At 37.1% G+C, this 19,578-nt stretch carries 21 protein-coding genes; 16 read left to right on the top strand and 5 right to left on the bottom strand.

Features of this window, described 5'->3' with window-relative positions; genetic code table 11:
- Positions 1-6: 6 nt before the first annotated feature.
- The 9 genes from IGM13_RS07460 to IGM13_RS07420 all read left to right on the top strand — a co-directional run bounded on the left by IGM13_RS07460 (position 7) and on the right by IGM13_RS07420 (position 7,904).
- Positions 7-1,449: a S41 family peptidase gene (locus IGM13_RS07460; protein WP_025188670.1), complete on the top strand. Its 1,443-nt coding sequence runs from the start codon at positions 7-9 to the stop codon at positions 1,447-1,449.
- Positions 1,450-1,467: 18 nt separating this feature from the next.
- Positions 1,468-2,022 (top strand): signal peptidase I, encoded by a 555-nt coding sequence (gene lepB / locus IGM13_RS07455; protein WP_002382369.1) that lies wholly within the window; start codon positions 1,468-1,470, stop codon positions 2,020-2,022.
- A 114-nt stretch (positions 2,023-2,136) separates the two neighbouring features.
- Positions 2,137-2,586, top strand: coding sequence for a hypothetical protein (locus tag IGM13_RS07450; RefSeq protein WP_002420159.1), 450 nt, complete (start codon positions 2,137-2,139; stop codon positions 2,584-2,586).
- Between the two features lie 148 nt (positions 2,587-2,734).
- Entirely contained in the window at positions 2,735-3,103 is a 369-nt protein-coding gene (locus IGM13_RS07445; protein ID WP_002408441.1) for a GntR family transcriptional regulator, read from the top strand.
- Positions 3,100-3,954 (top strand): ATP-binding cassette domain-containing protein, encoded by an 855-nt coding sequence (locus IGM13_RS07440; protein ID WP_002408442.1) that lies wholly within the window; start codon positions 3,100-3,102, stop codon positions 3,952-3,954. Before IGM13_RS07445 ends, IGM13_RS07440 begins: the two co-directional genes overlap by 4 nt.
- A 1-nt stretch (position 3,955) precedes the next feature.
- Positions 3,956-4,687, top strand: a complete 732-nt coding sequence (locus IGM13_RS07435; protein ID WP_002408443.1) for a hypothetical protein — start codon at positions 3,956-3,958, stop codon at positions 4,685-4,687.
- 193 nt (positions 4,688-4,880) lie between these two features.
- Entirely contained in the window at positions 4,881-5,561 is a 681-nt protein-coding gene (locus IGM13_RS07430; protein WP_002357457.1) for an ABC transporter ATP-binding protein, read from the top strand.
- Positions 5,562-6,845, top strand: a complete 1,284-nt coding sequence (locus IGM13_RS07425; protein ID WP_002420161.1) for an ABC transporter permease — start codon at positions 5,562-5,564, stop codon at positions 6,843-6,845.
- Positions 6,846-6,935: 90 nt separating this feature from the next.
- The gene (locus IGM13_RS07420) at positions 6,936-7,904 is read left to right on the top strand and encodes an NADP-dependent oxidoreductase (protein ID WP_002420162.1); all 969 of its coding nucleotides are present in this window, start codon (positions 6,936-6,938) and stop codon (positions 7,902-7,904) included.
- Between the two features lie 219 nt (positions 7,905-8,123).
- Here the strand turns inward: IGM13_RS07420 and IGM13_RS07415 are convergent, their stop codons facing one another.
- The 4 genes from IGM13_RS07415 to IGM13_RS07400 all read right to left on the bottom strand — a co-directional run bounded on the left by IGM13_RS07415 (position 8,124) and on the right by IGM13_RS07400 (position 11,066).
- Positions 8,124-8,726, bottom strand: a complete 603-nt coding sequence (locus IGM13_RS07415; RefSeq protein WP_002420163.1) for an alpha/beta hydrolase — start codon at positions 8,724-8,726, stop codon at positions 8,124-8,126.
- Positions 8,727-8,739: 13 nt separating this feature from the next.
- Entirely contained in the window at positions 8,740-9,702 is a 963-nt protein-coding gene (locus tag IGM13_RS07410) for a ring-cleaving dioxygenase (RefSeq protein ID WP_033591663.1), read from the bottom strand.
- A 10-nt stretch (positions 9,703-9,712) separates the two neighbouring features.
- On the bottom strand, positions 9,713-10,141 hold the full coding sequence (locus IGM13_RS07405; protein WP_010715233.1) for a MarR family winged helix-turn-helix transcriptional regulator: 429 nt from the start codon (positions 10,139-10,141) through the stop codon (positions 9,713-9,715).
- Positions 10,142-10,271: 130 nt separating this feature from the next.
- Entirely contained in the window at positions 10,272-11,066 is a 795-nt protein-coding gene (locus IGM13_RS07400) for an SDR family NAD(P)-dependent oxidoreductase (protein ID WP_002360217.1), read from the bottom strand.
- A gap of 204 nt (positions 11,067-11,270) precedes the next feature.
- Here IGM13_RS07400 and IGM13_RS07395 point away from each other — a divergent pair, with 204 nt between their 5' ends.
- Positions 11,271-12,023, top strand: coding sequence for a DUF7006 family protein (locus IGM13_RS07395; RefSeq protein WP_002384475.1), 753 nt, complete (start codon positions 11,271-11,273; stop codon positions 12,021-12,023).
- A 104-nt stretch (positions 12,024-12,127) separates the two neighbouring features.
- Complete coding sequence (locus tag IGM13_RS07390) at positions 12,128-12,850, top strand: TraX family protein (protein ID WP_002357468.1); 723 nt, start codon at positions 12,128-12,130, stop codon at positions 12,848-12,850.
- Positions 12,851-12,908: 58 nt separating this feature from the next.
- Here IGM13_RS07390 and IGM13_RS07385 read toward each other — a convergent pair whose 3' ends face one another.
- Positions 12,909-13,943, bottom strand: a complete 1,035-nt coding sequence (locus IGM13_RS07385) for a YdcF family protein (RefSeq protein ID WP_002420166.1) — start codon at positions 13,941-13,943, stop codon at positions 12,909-12,911.
- 282 nt (positions 13,944-14,225) lie between these two features.
- Between IGM13_RS07385 and ptb the strand changes: the two genes are divergently transcribed.
- The 5 genes from ptb to IGM13_RS07360 are packed head-to-tail and all read left to right on the top strand — an operon-like array spanning position 14,226 to position 19,574.
- Positions 14,226-15,047 carry a branched-chain phosphotransacylase gene (gene ptb, locus IGM13_RS07380; RefSeq protein WP_002360223.1) on the top strand — a complete coding sequence of 274 codons (822 nt, stop codon included), beginning with the start codon at positions 14,226-14,228 and terminating at the stop codon, positions 15,045-15,047.
- An 18-nt stretch (positions 15,048-15,065) separates the two neighbouring features.
- The gene (gene buk / locus IGM13_RS07375) at positions 15,066-16,148 is read left to right on the top strand and encodes a butyrate kinase (RefSeq protein WP_002420167.1); all 1,083 of its coding nucleotides are present in this window, start codon (positions 15,066-15,068) and stop codon (positions 16,146-16,148) included.
- Positions 16,149-16,153: 5 nt separating this feature from the next.
- Positions 16,154-17,563, top strand: coding sequence for a dihydrolipoyl dehydrogenase (gene lpdA, locus IGM13_RS07370; protein ID WP_010715232.1), 1,410 nt, complete (start codon positions 16,154-16,156; stop codon positions 17,561-17,563).
- A gap of 10 nt (positions 17,564-17,573) precedes the next feature.
- On the top strand, positions 17,574-18,566 hold the full coding sequence (locus IGM13_RS07365; RefSeq protein WP_002420169.1) for a thiamine pyrophosphate-dependent dehydrogenase E1 component subunit alpha: 993 nt from the start codon (positions 17,574-17,576) through the stop codon (positions 18,564-18,566).
- A gap of 21 nt (positions 18,567-18,587) precedes the next feature.
- Positions 18,588-19,574 (top strand): alpha-ketoacid dehydrogenase subunit beta, encoded by a 987-nt coding sequence (locus IGM13_RS07360; protein WP_002357475.1) that lies wholly within the window; start codon positions 18,588-18,590, stop codon positions 19,572-19,574.
- Positions 19,575-19,578: the final 4 nt, after the last annotated feature.

The raw sequence follows: 19,578 nt of genomic DNA, 5'->3' as shown, positions 1-19,578 counted from the left end.
AATGAGATGAAATCTATGAAGAACAAACGAACTGTTCCTTTTTATCAATATATTATTTCGCTCCTCTGTGTCGCATTTTTAGCTGGAGGAAGTAGTTATATTTATTTTGATCATCGTGTTAAAAAGATGAGTCAAGAAGGGGCAATTACCAATGCTGATTTAAGCAAAGTGCAGGATTTATATAATGAAATTAGTACCAATTATGTAGGTGAAGTAGATAAAAATGAATTAGTTGAAGGCGCCTTAAAAGGCATGTCTGAAGCTATTGGAGACCCATACTCAACTTATCTAAATGAATCTGCTGCCAATGATTTAAACGAAAGCTTATCTGGCGATTTTGAAGGAATTGGTGCCACTATGACAATAAAAGATGGCGAACCAGTTGTAGCAGAGGCCCCTGTAGCAGATTCCCCAGCTGAAAAAGCGGGAATCAAAGAAGGCGATATTATTGAAAAAGTTGATGGTACAGCTACAAAAGGGATGAAACTAGCAGAAGTCGTCTCAAAAGTCCGAGGTAAAAAAGGAACTTCCGTTGAATTGACTATCCAAAGAGAGGGAGAAACTAAAAATATCTCAATCAAACGTGGGAAAATTCCCGTTAAAACAGTGACAGGTGAGTTAGACAAAAAAGATGCACAAATTGGCTCGATTAAAATTACGTCCTTTGGTAAAAAAACATATCAAGAATTGAAAGAAACAATCACGAATTTACGAGCCAAAGGAGCTAAATCCTTTGTAATTGATGTACGCCAAAATCCTGGTGGACTGCTAGATCAAGCAGAGCGAATGGCCAGTATGTTTTTAAAAAATGGCGAAACAATTGTTCAATTTGAAGACAAAAAAGGACGTACGATGAAAGAAGTTGCTTCCAAAGAATTAGACGACGGCTTTAAAGTAAAAGAACCTGTTGCAGTTATCATTGATGGCAATAGTGCCAGTGCATCCGAAATTTTTGCTGCAGCACTGCATGAATCTGCGAATGTCCCACTAATTGGAACGAAAACATTTGGCAAAGGAACGGTCCAAACGGTGAAGGATTTAAATGACCAAACCGAAATAAAATTGACTGTTTTAAAATGGTTAACACCAAAAGGCGAATGGATCAACGAAAAAGGAATTGAACCAACCATCAAAGCTGATTACCCCGAGTATGCCTATTTAAAATTGATTCCTCGCGATAAAACGCTAAAAGAAGGGGATCAATCTGAAGATATTCAGAACTTAAATGCTATTTTAGCTGTATTAGCGTATCCTGTTGATGAAAACAATGCAAACTACACCGCAGAAACAAAAGCAGCGGTTAGCGATTTTCAACAGAAAAATGGCTTGCCTGTAACTGGAGAAATCGACAATGAAACAGCCACAAAAATTGAAGCCACTTTAGGTAAATTAATTCTTGAAAATGACGCTGCCTACGATACAGCAGTCAAAGAAATTCAAAAAAACTAGAAAAAAGGTGGCACGAAGTTGAAGAAGAAACGTGATTATGTTGGGTATTTAATGTACTTTCTGAAAATTTTAGTACCAGCAATCGTAGCCGTTTTTATTTTAAGAGGATTTTTCCTGATTCCTGTTCGGGTGGATGGCCATTCCATGCAAAAAACCTTGAATCAAGGAGATATGATTGTGATGGAAAAATTCTCCGCCATTAAACGGTTTGATGTGGTGGTCTTTAAAACAGACACAGGATCGATTCTGATTAAACGTGTGATTGGTTTACCAGGAGAAGCTGTGCGTTACGAAAACGATCAATTATATGTCAATAATCAGCCAATCGCTGAACCCTATTTAACTAAAAACAGAAAAAAAGATCATGAAACGATGCCTTATACTACGAATTTTGATTCAAAAGAATTGTTAATGCAAGAAAAGTTACCTAAAGATAGCTATTTTGTGCTTGGTGATAATCGCCGTATGTCCAAAGACAGCCGTTCTTTTGGTGCAATACATGCAGATCAAATCTTAGGGAAAGCACAATTTGTTTATTACCCACTCACTCATATGAAGATCATTCCTAAATAAGTAAGACCATTAGTTCGTTTATTTAAATAACGACTAGTGGTCTTTTCTAATCTGAAAAATTGTTCTCTTAGCTGAAAAATGTTAAGGTTAAAGTAATGATAGATGTAGGAGGTCATGCAAATGATTAGAAAAACTATTTTAGCAAGCTCTATCTTAGGCGTTGGGTTGCTAATTGGTGCATGTGGGAATCAAACCCAAACGCAAATGAATTCAACCAATACCAGTGAATCATCACAGCCTAAAGTAACCGAATCAAGTCGCAAGTCATCTGAAAGTGCGTCTAATAACGAAGGTGTATCAAGCGATTCTAGTAAATCCACAAGTTCCACTACAGAATCAGAAATCTTAAAAGGTCTGGCGGAAGAAAAAACGCTAAAAGAAAAAATTCCGTCCTTAAATCAAACAACGATTAAGCAAGTCACTGATAATGAGTATAAACGCATTCTTGTGATGGAAGAAAAGGCTACAGAAACAACCTATAAAAGTATTTTGATCAAAAAACAAAATCGCTTAAAAATTGTCAACGAAACAACCGATGAATTGTTATACAATGGAACCCTATAAGAACGAAACCATTCAATAAATTCAAAAGTATAGCCATTGTTTTCAAAGAAAAATTTCTTTGGAAACAATGGTTTTTTTGTTGACAAAAGAATTTCTAAGATATATAGTTAGTTACATAAGTAGTTAACCGTTTAAGCGAGGTGTAAAAATGGAATTTAATTTTTCGGGGGAAAAGCCTTTATTTCAGCAAGTAGCCGATCAGATTGCCGAAGGAATTTTTAATGGCGCTTACTTAGAAGGCGAACAAATTCCCTCAACCACAGAAATATCAAAAAGTTACCAAATCAATCCAGCCACCGTTTTAAAAGGAATGAATTTATTAGTAGAACGACAGCTGATTGAAAAGAAACGGGGGATTGGCATGTTTGTTTTACCAGGCGCTCAAGAGAGAGTAAGAAGGGCACGGAAAGAAGAATTTTTAAATAAAGAAGTCTTAGAAGTTGTCGCAGAAGCTAAAAAATTAGGGATTACAGCCGAACAATTAAAACAACTAATTGAAAGAGGGTATGACGCATGAGTTTGCGGGTGGAATCAGTAAGCAAAAAATATCATCAAAAAAAGGCATTAGATAATATTTCAATTACTTTTGAAAAAGAAACGATTTATGGGCTTTTAGGCAGGAATGGGGCTGGTAAAAGTACGTTATTAAATATCATTAATAATCGAAGTTTTGCCACTTCAGGTTCCGTTCAATTGGCGGGAGAAACAGTGACCGATAATGAGACTGCTTTGAATCATATTTACTTAATGAGTGAAGATAATTTATTTCCTCCTCAGTTAAAAATTAAAGATATTTTTAAAACGACTGAAGGTTTTTATGGATCATTTGACTGGTCTTTGGCCGAACAAATGTTAAGCGATTTTGGTTTAGATAGTAAAAAGGCATTCAAAAAATTATCAACTGGTTATCGGAGTATTGCTAAACTAATAGTGGCGCTATCCGTCCCCTGTGAGTATATTTTTTTAGATGAGCCGGTCTTAGGTTTAGACGCCAATCATCGGGAATTATTTTATACTTATTTAATTGAGACATACCAAGAACGTCCCCGTACGTTTGTGATTTCTACCCATTTGATTGAAGAAATTGCGAATTTATTAGAAGATATTATCATCATTGATCAAGGAAAATTGATTCGCGCAGAATCTATTGAAACAATTTTGAAAAACGGTCGCATTGTTTCTGGGCCGAAAGAACAAGTAGAGCGCTATACTCAGTCATTGGAAATCTTAGGCATGGACACTTTAGGTGGGGCAGTTACGGCTTACGTGTACGGCGACTTGCCAACTGAAAAAGCAGAGGTTCAAATTGCGCCGCTAAATTTACAAACATATTTTGTGCAATTAACCAATAGAAAGAAGGAAAAGTAAAATGAAATTTAAAACAGCTTTGCGGTATCGTGTAATTTATCAAGTCCGTTCCTTAGCAATTTATTTTGGCTTTTATGCTTTGTTCGGCATTCTTTTTCCTCTTATTGGGTTGCTCTTTTCTAACGACGTGAATACTGTCAGCTCTGATGCAGTAATTCCTTGTCTGGTTTTTATGGGGATACTATCATTTTTTGGGATGAACACAGATTTTAAACTGTTTATTCAAAACGGGCTTTCCCGCTGGACAATTTTTTTGGTGAATTTTGTAAGTAATGCTATTTTATCTTTGGTTGGATCCTTGGCTGTACTTGTACTGATTAAAGTATTTAGCGGCAATTTCATTTCTCATTTTCAATTATCAATGAAATTAATTGATGTCTATGCTCAAGGAAACTTTTTCATGTCGTGGTTGCTCTTTTTTATCTTACTAATGCTTAGCGGCTCACTTGGCTTGTTAGCAGGTGTCTTTAATGATCGGATAGATGGCGTAAAAAAACTCATTGTTTTATTGCTGTTATTAATGATTCCTATTTTACTGGGCACGATTGCACAATTAGGGGGGACACCAATGCGCCTGAGAATGCTCCACGTCTTGCAAGCAATGGTTGGTTATCAATCCACTGGTTTTACTGTCCTGCCACTTCTTCTGACAATCAGTTGCTTTGTTGGCATTAATCTTGGTTTGGCCTATTTATTGAATAAACATCGTGAAATTAAACGCGTAAATGCATAACTAATTAATAAGAACATGTTCAATGAGGTGAATTTGGAACATGTTCTTATTGTTTTAATTGAGAGATACATCGGAAGTACCATGACAAAGGAAAGGGCTTCCGTCAAAATAGAAAGAGAAGAAAGGAGTATGAAAAGAGTAAAAAAACTTTGTAAATAAGTAAACGACAAAGAATGAAAAATGGAGGGGTAACATGGCGGTAATTGAAGCAAAAAATATCAAAAAAAGTTATGGAAAGAACGAAACAAAATTTGATGCGTTAAAAGGTGTTGATTTAAAAGTTGAAAAAGGTGAATCTGTGGCCATAATTGGTAAAAGTGGCTCTGGGAAATCAACATTTATGCACATTTTGGCATTGTTAGATCAACCAACTTCAGGAGATATTTATTTAAATGGTAAAAATGTTACTAGTATTAGAAAGAAAGTGCTGAATAAAACGAGAAATGAAGAATTTGGTTTTGTTTTTCAACAATTCTTTATGAATGCCAAGGATACAGTTTTAAATAATGTTCTTTTACCATTAAAAATTGGTGGTATTTCCGGTAGCAAGAGGAAAAAGATGGCTTTAGATGCGTTAAAAGCAGTCGGTTTGGAAGATAAAGTTCAAAACAAAGCGAATAATTTATCTGGTGGCCAAAAACAACGGGTATGTATAGCGCGTGCTTTAGTTAATAATCCGCAAATTATTTTTGCAGATGAACCTACAGGGAATTTAGATTCTGCCACTGGGAAGAAAATTGAAGAATTGTTATTTGATTTAAATAAAAATAAAGGAATTACCTTAATTATTGTGACACATGATCCAGACTTAGCAGCACGTTGTGATCGGCAAGTTCATGTTCGAGACGGCTTGATTGTAGGAGGAGATGAGTAAATGAAATTTAGAGATATTTTAAAATCAGCTAGTACCAATTTAATGCGTAATAAAGGTCGAACCGTATTGACCATTATTGCAATCTTTATTGGAGCATTTACCATAGCTTTAACTACAGGAGTCAATATTGGTGTAAATGATTATATTGACAAACAAGTCGGCAGTGTCGGTGGTGCAAATCAGCTATTTATTCAGCCAAAAATGGAGATGAATGTTGGTAACGGAACAGAACCAAGTAAATATAATCCAGAGAAAAAAACCAGTACGATTCAACAACAAAGTATGCTTGCTGAAAAAGATATTGAGAAGATTAAAAAAATCTCGGATGTTACATCAGTGGAACCAATGAAATCCGTTGCTATCGATTATATAAAAGGAGCAGATAAGCATAAATATGTATTTTCAGCAACTTCTGCGCTAGATGAGATGACCATTGATTTAGCGGCTGGCCGTAAAGTTTCGCAAACGAGCCAGGACTTCGAAATTAATTTGTCACCAGAATATGTAAAGGCGCTCGGCTATACATCTAGTAAAGCTGCCGTGGGAGAAACAGTTCAATTAGGTATCTCAAGTTCCTTGAAAGGACAAGAGCAAGTTATTGAAGCAAAAATTGTTGGCGTTAGAAATACCAGTGTCATTCAAAATGGGCTCTCGCTGATGAATAAAGCATTGATTGATAAAGTTGTCTCAATCAATCAAGCAGATCTTCCAGAACATTTAAAAAATCAATACGCGATGATTATTGCTGAAGTTAAAAAAGACAGCACGCCAGAGCAGATTAAGGACATCAAAAAAGATTTAGATAAAGCTGGCTATTTAGCGACTACTGTCGAAGATGAAATTGGTATGATTCGTAATATAATCAATGCAATCACTGGTGTTTTAACCATGTTTGGTGCAATTGCCTTGTTAGCTGCAAGCTTTGGCATTATTAACACGCTGTATATGTCTGTCCAAGAAAGAACGCGAGAAATTGGTTTAATGAAAGCCATGGGACTTAGCAATGGGAAAGTCTTTACAATTTTTAGTGTTGAGGCGGCTTTAATTGGCTTTTTTGGCTCAATGTTAGGCATTTTAGGAGCTGTTGGGGTTGGAAATTTAGTTAATCGTTTGGCAACGGATTCTTTTTTAAAGGCTTTAACAGGATTTAAATTAATTCAATTTTCATTGCCATCTTCACTAACGATTATCTTAGTTATTATGTTTATTGCTTTTTTAGCAGGAACTTTACCAGCTCGAAGAGCAGCAAAATTAGATCCAATTGAATCTTTACGTTATGAATAATAGATTAAAAACAGCCACTTTCTCTCAATTTAACTAAAGCATATTCTTATATAAAAAGAAGACAATAGGCGTATACTAAAAGTGTGAAAAATGAAACAAATGAGAGGAAGTTGGTTTATGAAAGCTGTTGTGATTAATCAGTACGGAAGTAAAGAGGTACTTGAAGAAGCAGAAGTAACACTACCGAAATTATCGGAACATCAAGTATTGGTAAAAGAATACGCGACATCAATTAATCCGATTGATTGGAAATTGCGTGAAGGATATTTAAAACAGATGTTTGATTGGTCCTTTCCGATTATTCTTGGTTGGGATGTCGCTGGTGTGATTACAGAGGTGGGGAGTCAAGTAACGGATTGGCAAGTTGGCGATAAAGTTTTTGCTCGTCCTGAAACTACTCGTTTTGGTACCTATGCAGAAGTAACGATTGTGGATGATCATTTATTAGCAAAAATCCCTGAAACAATTAGCTTTGAAGAAGCTGCTGCCGTTCCGTTGGCTGGTTTAACCGCTTGGCAAGCATTGTTTGATCATGGCCACCTTAAAGAAGGAGAAACTGTTTTAATTCATGCTGGTGCAGGTGGGGTCGGTACTTATGCGATTCAACTAGCAAAAGAAGCGGGCGCACATGTCATCACGACCGCTAGCGCAAAAAATCATGCCTTACTGAAAAAAATTGGTGCAGATGAAGTGATTGATTATCATACAACGAATTTTGCAGAGGTATTAGCTGATGTTGATTTGGTCTTTGATACAATGGGTGGTGAGGTTCAAAAAAATAGTTTTGACGTCTTAAAACCAAACACAGGTCGTCTTGTTTCAATTGTGGGTATTGAAGACAAACAATTGGCAGCCGAAAAAAATATTTCTGCTGAAAGTATTTGGCTTCAACCAAATGGAGAACAATTACAAAAAATTGCTGATTTGATGGCAGCTGGAAAAGTGAAATCAATTATTGGTGAAGTTTTCCCTTTTTCTAGACAAGGGATTTATGATGCACATGCACTCAGTGAAACGCACCATGCAGTTGGCAAAATAGTTGTTCAAATGGCAAAATAAAAGAAGCTCAGACAGTGAATTATCTTAAAATAGAAAAAGTGAGCCTGGGACAAAAATCCAAAGAGATTTTTGTCCCAGGCTCAAAACCTGATAAACGGCGGGAACAGAACCAACTCCTTCGGAAATAAGCCGAAATTCTCCAAAAATTAAAGAGCAATTTTCGGAAATTTCTTCTTATTTCTCGGAGCTAAACGGTTCTGTCCCGACCTCACTTTTTTGTTAAGAGGACAGATGTGCCAACCAAGTTTGTGTTTCCTTAATTTCTTGATAAGTTAATTGATGACTTTGTGTCCAAACCTCTTGTACGGTTGCTCCATGATTCTGAAATAATTGAATCACACGCATACTTTCAGGAAGTGGAACAATCGGGTCATGCTCTCCTAGAGATAATAAAACAGAAGTGTCGGTCAAGTCTGGTTGATTGGTCAATTCAACAGGAAACATGGGATGATAGAGGACAGCTTGATGGTAACTATCGGGATGAGTAAGCAATAATTGAATAGCGATATTGGCCCCATTTGAATAGCCAATAAAAATAATTTTATCCAATAAAAATTGATGCTCGTTAGCGGCTTGTTGAATAAACTTATGAAGCGCCTCGCCGCGTTTTTCTAGATCTTCTAAGTCATAATGACCTTCCGCTAGGCGCTTAAAATAACGATTCATTCCATTTTCTGAAACATCACCACGAATACTTAGCACAGTAGCTTGTTTATTTAGTTCTTGAGCAATTGGTAGGAGAGATGTTTCATCACCACCAGTACCGTGAAGTAGCACAAAGACAGGTGCTTCAGGATGTCCTTTTTTAAAAATTGAATGCATGTTTTTTTCCTCCTTAGGCTCGTTTTGTACTGAAAGGCGTGATCACACTCTCAATATATTCACGACGGTTTTCTAAAAATGGCGCTAGAGATAACTTTTCTCCTAATGTTTCGTAAGGTTCATCCCCCATAAATCCTGGTTCATCGGTGGCTAATTCGACTAAAATATGCCCAATACGAACATACAATGATTCAAAGTAATAACGATCGACATAGCCAGAGTTTTGTAAGCCTAAATGATCAAAGCGCGTTTGCCAAGTCCCAAGTGATTTGCGATCCGCTAAGCGGAATGCAACGTGATGTACTTCACCATATCCTTGTTGCGCTTGTGAGCTAGTATCATCGTCTACCAAAACGACTTGGGCACCATTGCCACCTTGGCCAACTTCTAGTAAATAGCGATTGCCTTCTTGTGCCACTACGTGAAAGCCTAGAATTTCTTCAAAGACTTTTTTGAATTCATGAAAATAGGAAATAGCTATTTCGACAGGTCCTAAGCCATAAATCGCAAATTCTGTAGGGACAGGTCCTTTTTTCCAAGGGGTGCCCGCTGCAACGCCCTGATTTAATTCATCAGAGATTAATTGATACGCTTGATCATCAAAATCCCAGAAGCGAAGGACTTTTTTGCCAAATTCTTCAGAAATACCTGTGTGTTTGACAGCAAATTCATTGAAGCGATTTTCATAATAAGTCAAAGCTGCATCTGAAGGAACCCGGAACCCTGTTCTTGAAATTGTATTGGTTCCTTTTAATCCTTTAGGGTTATTGGGAAAATCGAAAAAGGTCATGGTTGTACCTGGTGTACCCAAATCATCGGCAAAATAGGTGTGGTAAGTATAGATATCATCTTGATTCACTGTTTTTTTGACTAAACGCATCCCTAAAACGTCTGTAAAGAAGTGATAGTTTTTTTCTGCATTACTTGTCATAGCTGTAACGTGGTGGATTCCTAATAATTGATCTTCTTTTTTCATCATTATTTCCTCATTTCGTTTCATTTGTTATTTTTCGTAAAGTTTTTTGAAGAAGAGTTAATTCTTCAGAAGAGAGTTGTTCAAATGCTTCTGCAATTCGCTTTGCATGCGTCGGGAAAATTTCTTTAATTAATGTTTTTCCAGCTTCTGTTAATTCAACGTAAGTAATGCGTCGGTCTTTTTCACTGGGGGTGCGCGTTACATAGCCTTTTTTATGTAATTGGTCAATAACATAAGTGGTGCTACTGCTGGCAATTAAAATTTTCTCCTTAATTTTTTGGATGGTCTGAGGACCTTTATGGAGTAACAGCTCTAATACTGAAAATTCTGTAATGTTTAAGTCATAACAAGCGACATCTTGCTTGGCAAGTTGCTCTAGTCGATGGCTGGTTCTTAATAAACCGATATAGGCTTTTAAAGCTTCTTGCTGTTGGCTCATTGTTTCACCTCTTTTTTTATTTCGAATTCGAGATAAATATAACTTACTTTTGGTAAGTAATCAATTAATATGCTTAAAAAGACAGCCAGCAAAAAATGTGAATTTTTGCTGGCTGTCTTTTTTGTTTATTTTAGAAGATCGTTGGAACTAAGCCGCCATCGATTCTTAAGGCTTCTCCTGAGAAGGAAGAAGAATCTGGGCTGGCCACAAAGGTAACAAAACGACCAATTTCTTCTGGTCGAATGAGCCGTTGGATTTGTGAACGAGAACGATGATTTTTCATGAAATCTTTTTCCCAATCCTCTTTGGGAATGTCTGAATCAGCGTACATATCTTCCAACATTTTTTCTACACCTTCGGTAAGGGTTGAGCCAGGCATAACCGTGTTAACGGTGACATGTGTGCCGACAGTTAAGTTGGATAAACTTTTAGCTAAGGAAAGATTCATCGTTTTTGTCATGCTATATTGGGGCATTTCGCCAGAAGGCATCACCGCTTCTTCGCTAGCGATGAAAATAATGCGACCAAAATCTTGTGCAAGCATTTTAGGTAGATAAGCTTTTGCTAATGCATTGCCTGACAACACGTTCACAGTAAAAAATTTTTCCCAAGTGGCGTCATCGATGTCCCAGTATTCCATTGGTTCAAAAATCCCCATATTATTCACTAAAATGTCGACTTTAGGGAATTTTTCAAGTAAAGTAGTTCGTTGACTTTCAATGGAAATATCGGCAGTTCCTGCTTGAGGATGAGTGTCTGGAAACATTGTTTGTATTTCTTCAACAACTTTGATTACTTCGGCTTCATTGCGCCCATTGATAATGACATCGGTCCCTTCACGAGCCATTTCAATCGCAATTGCTTTGCCAATTCCTTTGGTTGAACCAGTAATTAATGCTAATTTATTCGTTAAGTGTAAATCCATTTAAATCCCTCCAACGTTTGTCTATATGTCTATATCTAGTGTAGGTCTTTTTCTGGACTTTTAAAAGGAAAAAGTTTTTTCGGCCCGCGGGAAACAAGCCCCAATAACTACTTAACAGCTGAATTTTCACTTTTTGGGCGTAAAACGAGTAATTATTGTCAGTAAAAAAGCGTCACTTTTTTGATAGAATAACTAGAGACGAAATTGGCTAAGACCAATTTTGTAAAATTGTACATAAAAAAGAAGAGTGGGAATGCTATGAAGAAACAATATTACTGGAATATACCCGATAACTTACTAAACTCGTTAAAACAGCGGAAAAAGTTATACAGCTTTTATAAAAATGAACAAAATAAGGCAAGAGAATTAGTAGAGAATTGTCAGTCGGTTCTTTTTCCTGAATTAGTCGCTTCGCTGAATAAAATAGATGAGCGGATTAAATTATTGATATTCTATCAAAATTTAGAAGATTGTGAGCTTTCAGAAGAAGAAATTATTACTGTGATTGAGCGAGAATATTTTGTGACTTTTTATGAAACAATTGAAGAACCGACCACTGAAATTATTAGTAGTCATTCTATGTATTATTTATTGCAACAGCCGACTAAAGAAATGCTTTGGGATTTAGACTTTAGTAACATGTTAAAACAAGGTCAGTTAGTTGATTTAATGGATTATCAAAAATTGACCAAATGTTATCAAAAGCTGCAGAATCAAGCTAAAAATTTGATTGAAAAATTAAATAAAGAAACATTTTACACATTCTATAGTCAACTTTTATTGATTGATTGCCAATGCAAATTATTAATAGAAGAGGCGCTTCTAAAAGAAGAATCATTGATGACGGTCGATGAATGCTTAACAGCCATTAAGCAAGAAATTCGAAAAATTCATTTTGAACAATTTAAATACCAACATTATTTATTTGAAGATTTATCTTTGCGGTACCAAGTTTAACGAAAGTGACAAAAAGAATGGTTGAATCTAACAAGAATGTTCGTTGTTTTCTGTTATATAAAAAGATATGATAGTTTCTGTAGAAAAAATAAAGGAGACGATTCATGAACGCAAATCGCTTAAAGTTATTGATGATGGGGTTAATGGTTCTTGACCATATTAGTTATTTTGTTCCGCCAGAATGGGCACTGATTTTTCATGTAATTACTCGTTGTGTCGGCGTGTTTTTTGGTTACATGGCTGTAGAAGGTTTCAACTATACACGGAATGTTTATCGTTACAATGGTCGTTTGTATATTTGGGCAGCAATCATGTTTGTTGGAAATACGCTTCTAAATCATTTAGTGAATAATCCAGCTGTCGCAGTTCACAACAATATTTTCTTCACCTTAGCCCTTGGGGTCAGTATGTTAATTGTGACAAAAGCGATGCTAGAGATGCCAAAAATCAGTTTAAAGATTGTTTTATTGATTAGTATATTAGCCATTTTAGGAATAGGAGCAATGTTTGCTGAAGGTGGCATTGTGATGTTACCTTTTATGTTGATTACGTATTTAGCCAGAAAGAGACTTGTCTTACGGAACTGTTTATATGGTGCATTAGCGCTCTTTTTCTTAGTTACAAGTTTTCAATGGTTGGGAGATTGGCCAACGACAATTGAAATGTTAGCTTATAATTCTGATTTTATGTTTATCACTGTGTTACCATTTATATCGCTTTACAATGGTGAGAGAGGGAGCAAAGCACCATTTTTCAAATATTTATTTTACGGATTCTATCCGCTTCATTTATGGCTGATTGCGTTAATAGCCAATTACGTTCATTAAACTTTTTATAATAAAAGAATAAAAACAGCGACTCACCAAAATGTGAGCCGCTGTTTTTTTAGATGGGTAAGCTACTGATTCCTAAAAGAAGAGTGACAAGTAGAAAAACAAAAAACACAATTCGCTTATCATGAACCAGTAAGGCAATGTATTCTCGGATTAGAGCAGTTGGTAAAAAATATAAGGCAGTTGGTGCTCCAACACCTTCAGCTTTTAAGCCGACACGATGGGCATACATAGCTCCTCGTAAGACATGATAGTTATTTGTTGAAAAAATAACAGAGGGTTGTTTAGAATCAGACGGCATCTTTTGCCAATCCGCCTGAATGATTGCTTTAGAAAACAACATATTTTCATAAGTGGTTGTGGATTGGTCCTCCAACAAAATTGCTTCCGCAGGAATATTTTGTGAAAGCAAATATTTTTTCATTGCGAAAGCTTCGGCCACAGGTTCGTCAGGACCTTGACCACCGCTGACTACAAATTTAGCGGTGGGATTTTTTTCATAATATTCAATCCCTTTATCTAACCGACTCTTCAAAAGTGGAGGCACTTCCTCGCTACGAATTCCCGAACCTAAAACAATGATATAATCAACCGCTTTTTTTAAAGGAATCATTTGGTACATCCATGAATACAAGACGTAAGCAGCAAATAGAAAGGTCAGTAAAAGATCCATTAACAATAGAAAAAGTAAGAACAGAAAAAGCACATAAGGTATTTGCGCTGTGCCAACTGATAATAAATATAGAAAGGCGGGTAAAGCAATTAATAAGTTCAGTCCTAAGCCCGCCGACAATTTAGCCGTGACACTTTTGCCTTCTTTCGTTTGCATTGTACGTGAGTTAAAAATAAAGTAAATGCAAATGCCGATAAACACAGCGGGAATTAATAGATAACCAATAGCCAAGGTAATTAAGTCGCCATTCTTAAAATGTAAATAAATTTTGTCTAGTCCGATAAATAGTAAGGTGACTAATGACAATAAGGTGCCAGAAGCCAGAGTGATACCGCCGAGGATACTGCGGTTATTAATTTTTAATATACCAAATCCTAGTAGGGCGATAAACAAAAAGAATAGTAGTAGTGCCATTTAATTCCTCCTAAAAATAAGTATCTAAAGTATAACATGCTTTAGGATCGGACATAAATAAACAGCTGTGCCGAAGCATAAGTTTTCCTTTCATTCTTAGAAAAGAATTTTTTTCATGAAAAGTAAATTAGATAACAATTGTTTAGAGAAAGAAAAGCTTGATTTACTAAGCTTTTCCTTCTCTATAAAAAATATTAATAAGGGCATAAAAATTAACAATTTGTATGCGCTTACATAATGAGGTAGATTTAAAGTGTAAAGAAGAAAAAATGAGGTGAGAAAATGATCACTGTTTCAATTGCAGGAGGTTCACAACCAGAGATTTTACAGCTAGTTAAAAAAGCGCTAAAAGAAGCCGAGCAACCGTTGCAGTTTATTGTATTTGATACAAATGAAAATCTTGATACTGAAAATCTCTGGAAATATGTTCATTGCTCAGATGAGGCCGCGGTAGCACAGGAAGCTGTCAGTCTAGTTGCAACCGGTCAAGCACAAATTTTATTGAAAGGAATTATTCAGACCCACACATTACTGAAAGAAATGTTGAAAAGCGAGCATCAATTAAAAAATAAACCGATTCTTTCCCATGTAGCAATGGTGGAGCTGCCTGCGGGAAAAACCTTCTTGTTAACCGATTGTGCGATGAACATCGCCCCCACTCAAGCGACCCTCATTGAAATTGTTGAAAATGCTAAAGAAGTCGCCCAAAAATTGGGACTGCACCACCCGAAAATTGCTTTGTTAAGCGCAGCGGAAAATTTCAATCCTAAAATGCCTTCGTCTGTTTTAGCAAAAGAAGTCACGGCACATTTTAATGATCAACAAGAGGCTACGGTTTTTGGGCCACTTTCGCTTGATTTAGCGACCTCTGAAGAAGCGGTTGCGCATAAACGTTACAGCGGTCCTATCATGGGGGATGCAGATATTTTAGTGGTCCCAACTATTGATGTTGGAAATTGTTTATACAAATCATTAACCTTGTTTGGGCACGCCAAGGTGGGAGGAACGATTGTTGGCACAAAAGTCCCAGTCGTTTTAACATCTAGAAGCGATTCGACAGAAAGCAAATTCCATTCATTAAGATTTGCCATGAGACAAGTTTAAAAAAAGGAGCAGAAAACAATGGAAACAGTATTGGTTATTAATCCTGGCTCGACCTCCACGAAGTTAGCGCTTTTTGCTAATCATGATTGCTTGGCAGAAGAAACGCTTAGACATAGCGTCCAAGAATTGGCACCTTTTGAAAATGTTGTCAGTCAAACAGCATTTCGAAAACAAATGATCGCGGAATTTTTAGAAACACATAACATCACACAATTAGCCGCTGTCGTAGGGCGTGGTGGTTTGCTTAAGCCTATTCCTGGCGGTACGTATCTTGTCGATCAACAAATGCTAGAAGACTTGCGGACAGAACGCTTTAATACCCATGCTTCAAATTTAGGGGCGATTTTAGCTAATGAGTTTGCAGAAAAATATCACGTGTCAGCCTTTATTGTCGATCCTGTTGTTGTAGATGAGCTACAGCCATTAGCCAGGATTTCTGGATTAAAAGGCATTCAGCGGCGTAGCGTTGGTCACGCCTTAAATCAAAAAGCGGTCGCTCGAAAAATCGCTGAGGATTTAGGGAAAACATATGAGCAAAGCAATTTTATCGTTGTTCATTTAGGTGGGGGCATTAGCTTGGGGGCGCATCAAAAAGGCCGCATGGTGGATGTGGTAAATGGGCTTGATGGTGAAGGTCCTTATACGCCTGAACGCAGTGGCGCCTTACCGCTCGTTGAATTTGCGCAATGGATACTTGAAAAGGAGTTGACGATTAGCCAAGTGAAAAAGCTAATTGCGGGTAATAGCGGTCTTAAATCATACCTAGGTGAAACAGATTTACGGCATATCCAAGCACAAATAGCTGCAGGTGATCAAACAGCAAATTACTATTTAAAAGGAATGTGTTACCAAATCGCAAAAAGTATTGGCGAGATGGCCGTGGTTCTTGAAGGCACAATTGATGCAATTATTTTAACAGGGGGCGCAGCCTATTCGCAAACCGTTGTTCAAGAAATTAGTCAAAAAGTCACTTGGATTGCACCAATTAAGGTTTACCCAGGTGAAATGGAGATGGCTGCTTTATATGAAGGCGTCAATCGAGTATTAACAGGGGAAGAACAAGCTTTAAATTATAGTGAAGCAAAAATTGAGCAGGAGTGATCAAAATGGCGGAACAAACAGATTTACTGATTTTAGGTGGCGGAACAGGAGGCTATGTAGCAGCAATTCGAGCTGCACAAAAAGGGCTAAACGTCACAATTGTTGAAAAATACAAATTAGGTGGCACTTGTTTGCACAAAGGCTGTATCCCTACAAAAGCTTTATTAAGAAGCGCAGAGGTTTTTGATACCTTAAAACAAGCGGCTTCTTTTGGGATTGAAACAGAGGCATCGTCCATTGATTTTTCTAAAATACAACAACGGAAAGAAGGAATTATTGAGCAGTTACACAAAGGTGTTGAAGGCTTATGCAAGAAAAATAAAATCAAAATTTTAGCAGGCGAAGGTGCGATTTTAGGTCCCTCTATTTTTTCACCAGTCTCTGGCGCAGTGGCAGTTACGTTTAATGATCCAACACGGGAAGAAGAAATTATTGTTCCTAAAAATGTCATTATTGCGACAGGCTCTAGTCCTAAAACATTACCTAATTTGCCATTAGATGAAGAATTTATCTTATCTTCTGATGGGATGCTTGAATTAGAAGAATTACCAGAATCAATTGCAATTATTGGTGGTGGCGTTATTGGCGTCGAGTGGGCTTCTTTATTAAATAGTTTAGGTGTCAACGTAACTATCATTGAATTTTTGGATCGTTTACTTATAAATGAGAGTGCAACAATTTCTAAAGAATTAAAGAAACGTTTAGAGCAACGAGGAATTAACATTCTATTAGGTAGCAAAGTCCAAGAAGCGAAAGTTACTGGACAAAAGGTTCAAGTAGAAGTTGCAGGACAAGAAACCCTCACCGTTGACAAAGTCATGGTAGCAATTGGACGTCAGCCCAATATCAATAAGTTAGGGTTACAGAATACCTCAGTGAAATATACTGACAAAGGCATTGAAGTAAATGAATTTTATCAAACCACAGAAGGACATATTTATGCGATCGGTGATTGTATCGATACACTCCAACTAGCACATGTGGCTATGAAAGAAGGAGAGTTAGCTGTTCAGCATCTTTTAGGCGAGACAGTTGAACCTTTAAATTATACAAACGTGCCTCGAGGTGTTTATACAAATCCTGAAATAGCAAGTGTCGGCTATACTAGAGAAACTTTACCAGCAGATAAAGAAGTAGTGATTGGTACCTTTAATTTTAATGGTAATGGTAAATCACTTGTTTATGGAGAAACAGATGGCTTTATAGAAGTAATTCGTGATAAGAATACCGATGATTTATTAGGGGTTTCTATGATTGGCCCACATGTCACGGATTTAATTGCCGAAGCAAGTACTGCCATGTATTTAGATGCCGCGCCCATTGAAATTGGCGAAGCAATCCATGCGCATCCAACAATGACAGAAGTATTGCAAGAAGCAGCCTTAGATACTTATGGCTTAGCGATTCACAAATAGAGAAAGGTTGATGAAAATGAAAGCGCTTAAAAAATCGGGTTTATCAAAAGAAGAATTGATTCAGGCATATCGTCAAGTACTAAGAGGACGTCGTTTAGACGAACGGTTGTGGCAATTAACAAGGATTGGTAAGACCTCTTTCAATATTTCTGGTCAAGGGGCAGAAGTTGCACAAGTAGCGATGGCGATGGCTTTTGATCCTCAAAAAGATTATTTTTTACCGTATTATCGTGATATGACCGCGTGCTTGGTTTGGGGCATGACCTCCAAAGATATTTTAATGGGTTCTTTTGGAAAAGAGGCGGATCCTTCTTCCCATGGTCGTCAAATGCCGAATCATTATGGTTCAAAAGAGCATAATATTGTTTCCTTCTCTTCAACAGTAAGTACACAAATGCCATTAGCAACAGGTGTTGGTTATGCAGCGCAACTTCAAAAAGCTGATTTTGTTGCATTGACCACCACTGGGGAAGGCTCTGCCAATCAAGGAGAAGTCCAAGAAGCTATGAACTTTGCAGGCGTAAAAAAATTACCAGTCATTTTTGTTGTTGAAAATAATGAATATGCGATTTCTGTCCCAATTGAAGAACAGTATGCCAATAAACGAATGGCCGATCGCGCGAAAGCTTATGGCTTTGAAGGTGTAACCGTTGATGGTAGTGATTTTACTGAAGTCTATCTAGCATTTAAAGAAGCAGTAAAAGCGGCTCGCGGGAAAAAAGGACCAAAATTGATTGAATTAATGGTTTCTCGCTTGACTTCTCATTCCGCTGACGATGATCAATCTGTTTATCGTTCAAAAGAAGAACTTGAAGAAATGAAAAAGAACGATGCAGTGAAGCTTTTTGAAAAACAATTATTAGAAGAGGGCTATTTAACAGACGAAGACATTGCCAAAATTGATGAAGAAATTCGTGCAGAAATCAATCAAGCAACGGATGAAGCAGAAGCAATGCCAGATCCTGTACCGACATCAATTTTAGAAGAAGTGTATGCAAAATAAGAGAAGAGGAGAAGAAATATAATGGCTGAGATGACTTATTTAGAAGCAATTAACTTAGGAATTTCTGAAGAAATGGCTCGTGATGAAAAAGTAGTTATTTTTGGGGAAGATGTCGGCGGGGACAAAGGCGGCGTATTCGGTGTAACAAAGGGCTTGGCTGCTAAATACGGTGACGAGCGTTGTTTTAATACACCGTTAACAGAAGGCTTAATTGGTGGTTTAGCTGTCGGCTTAGGTTTAATGGGTTATCGTGCAATTGGTGAATTTCAATTTGCGGATTACATTTTGCCTGCAACCAATCAATTGTTATCAGAGGCTCGGACAATGCGCTATAGAACAAAAGGCGATTGGACTGCGCCAATCGTTTATCGGACCCCTTATGGCGGCGGTGTTCGTGGTGGGCTGTATCATTCTCAGTCTACAGAAAAAGTTTTTTGTGGACAACCAGGATTAAGAGTGGTGACCCCCTCTAATCCTTATGATGCAAAAGGGATGATTAAAGCAGCAATTCGTTCCGATGATCCAGTCATTTTTTACGAACATAAGCGTTTATATCGTCTACTAAAAGATGAAGTGCCTGCAGATGATTATATCGTACCAATTGACAAAGCCAATGTCGTTAGAACGGGTAGTGATTTAACCGTGATTAGTTATGGCATGACCTTGCAATTAGCTTTAGCTGCGGCGGAGAAACTAGCCGCTGAAGGAATTGATGCCGAAATCGTCGATGTTCGCTCATTATATCCTTTAGATCGCGAAACATTAGTGGCTGCAGCTAAGAAAACGGGGAAGGTTTTACTCGTAACAGAAGACAATAAAGAAGGCAGTGTGATGAGTGAAATTGCAGCAATGATTTCAGAAGATGCTCTCTTTGATTTAGATGCACCGATTCAACGACTTGCAGGACCTGATTGTCCAAGCATGCCTTATGCATTACCTTTAGAAAGAGAATTTTTAATCAATGAAGAGCAAGTATTAGCAGCAATGAAAGAATTAGCAGAATTTTAATTGA

Origin of the sequence: Enterococcus sp. DIV0561, assembly GCF_050539875.1 — a bacterium.
In the GTDB taxonomy this organism is placed as follows: Bacteria; Bacillota; Bacilli; order Lactobacillales; family Enterococcaceae; genus Enterococcus; species Enterococcus faecalis.
This window is presented reverse-complemented; position numbering and strand designations above follow the sequence as displayed.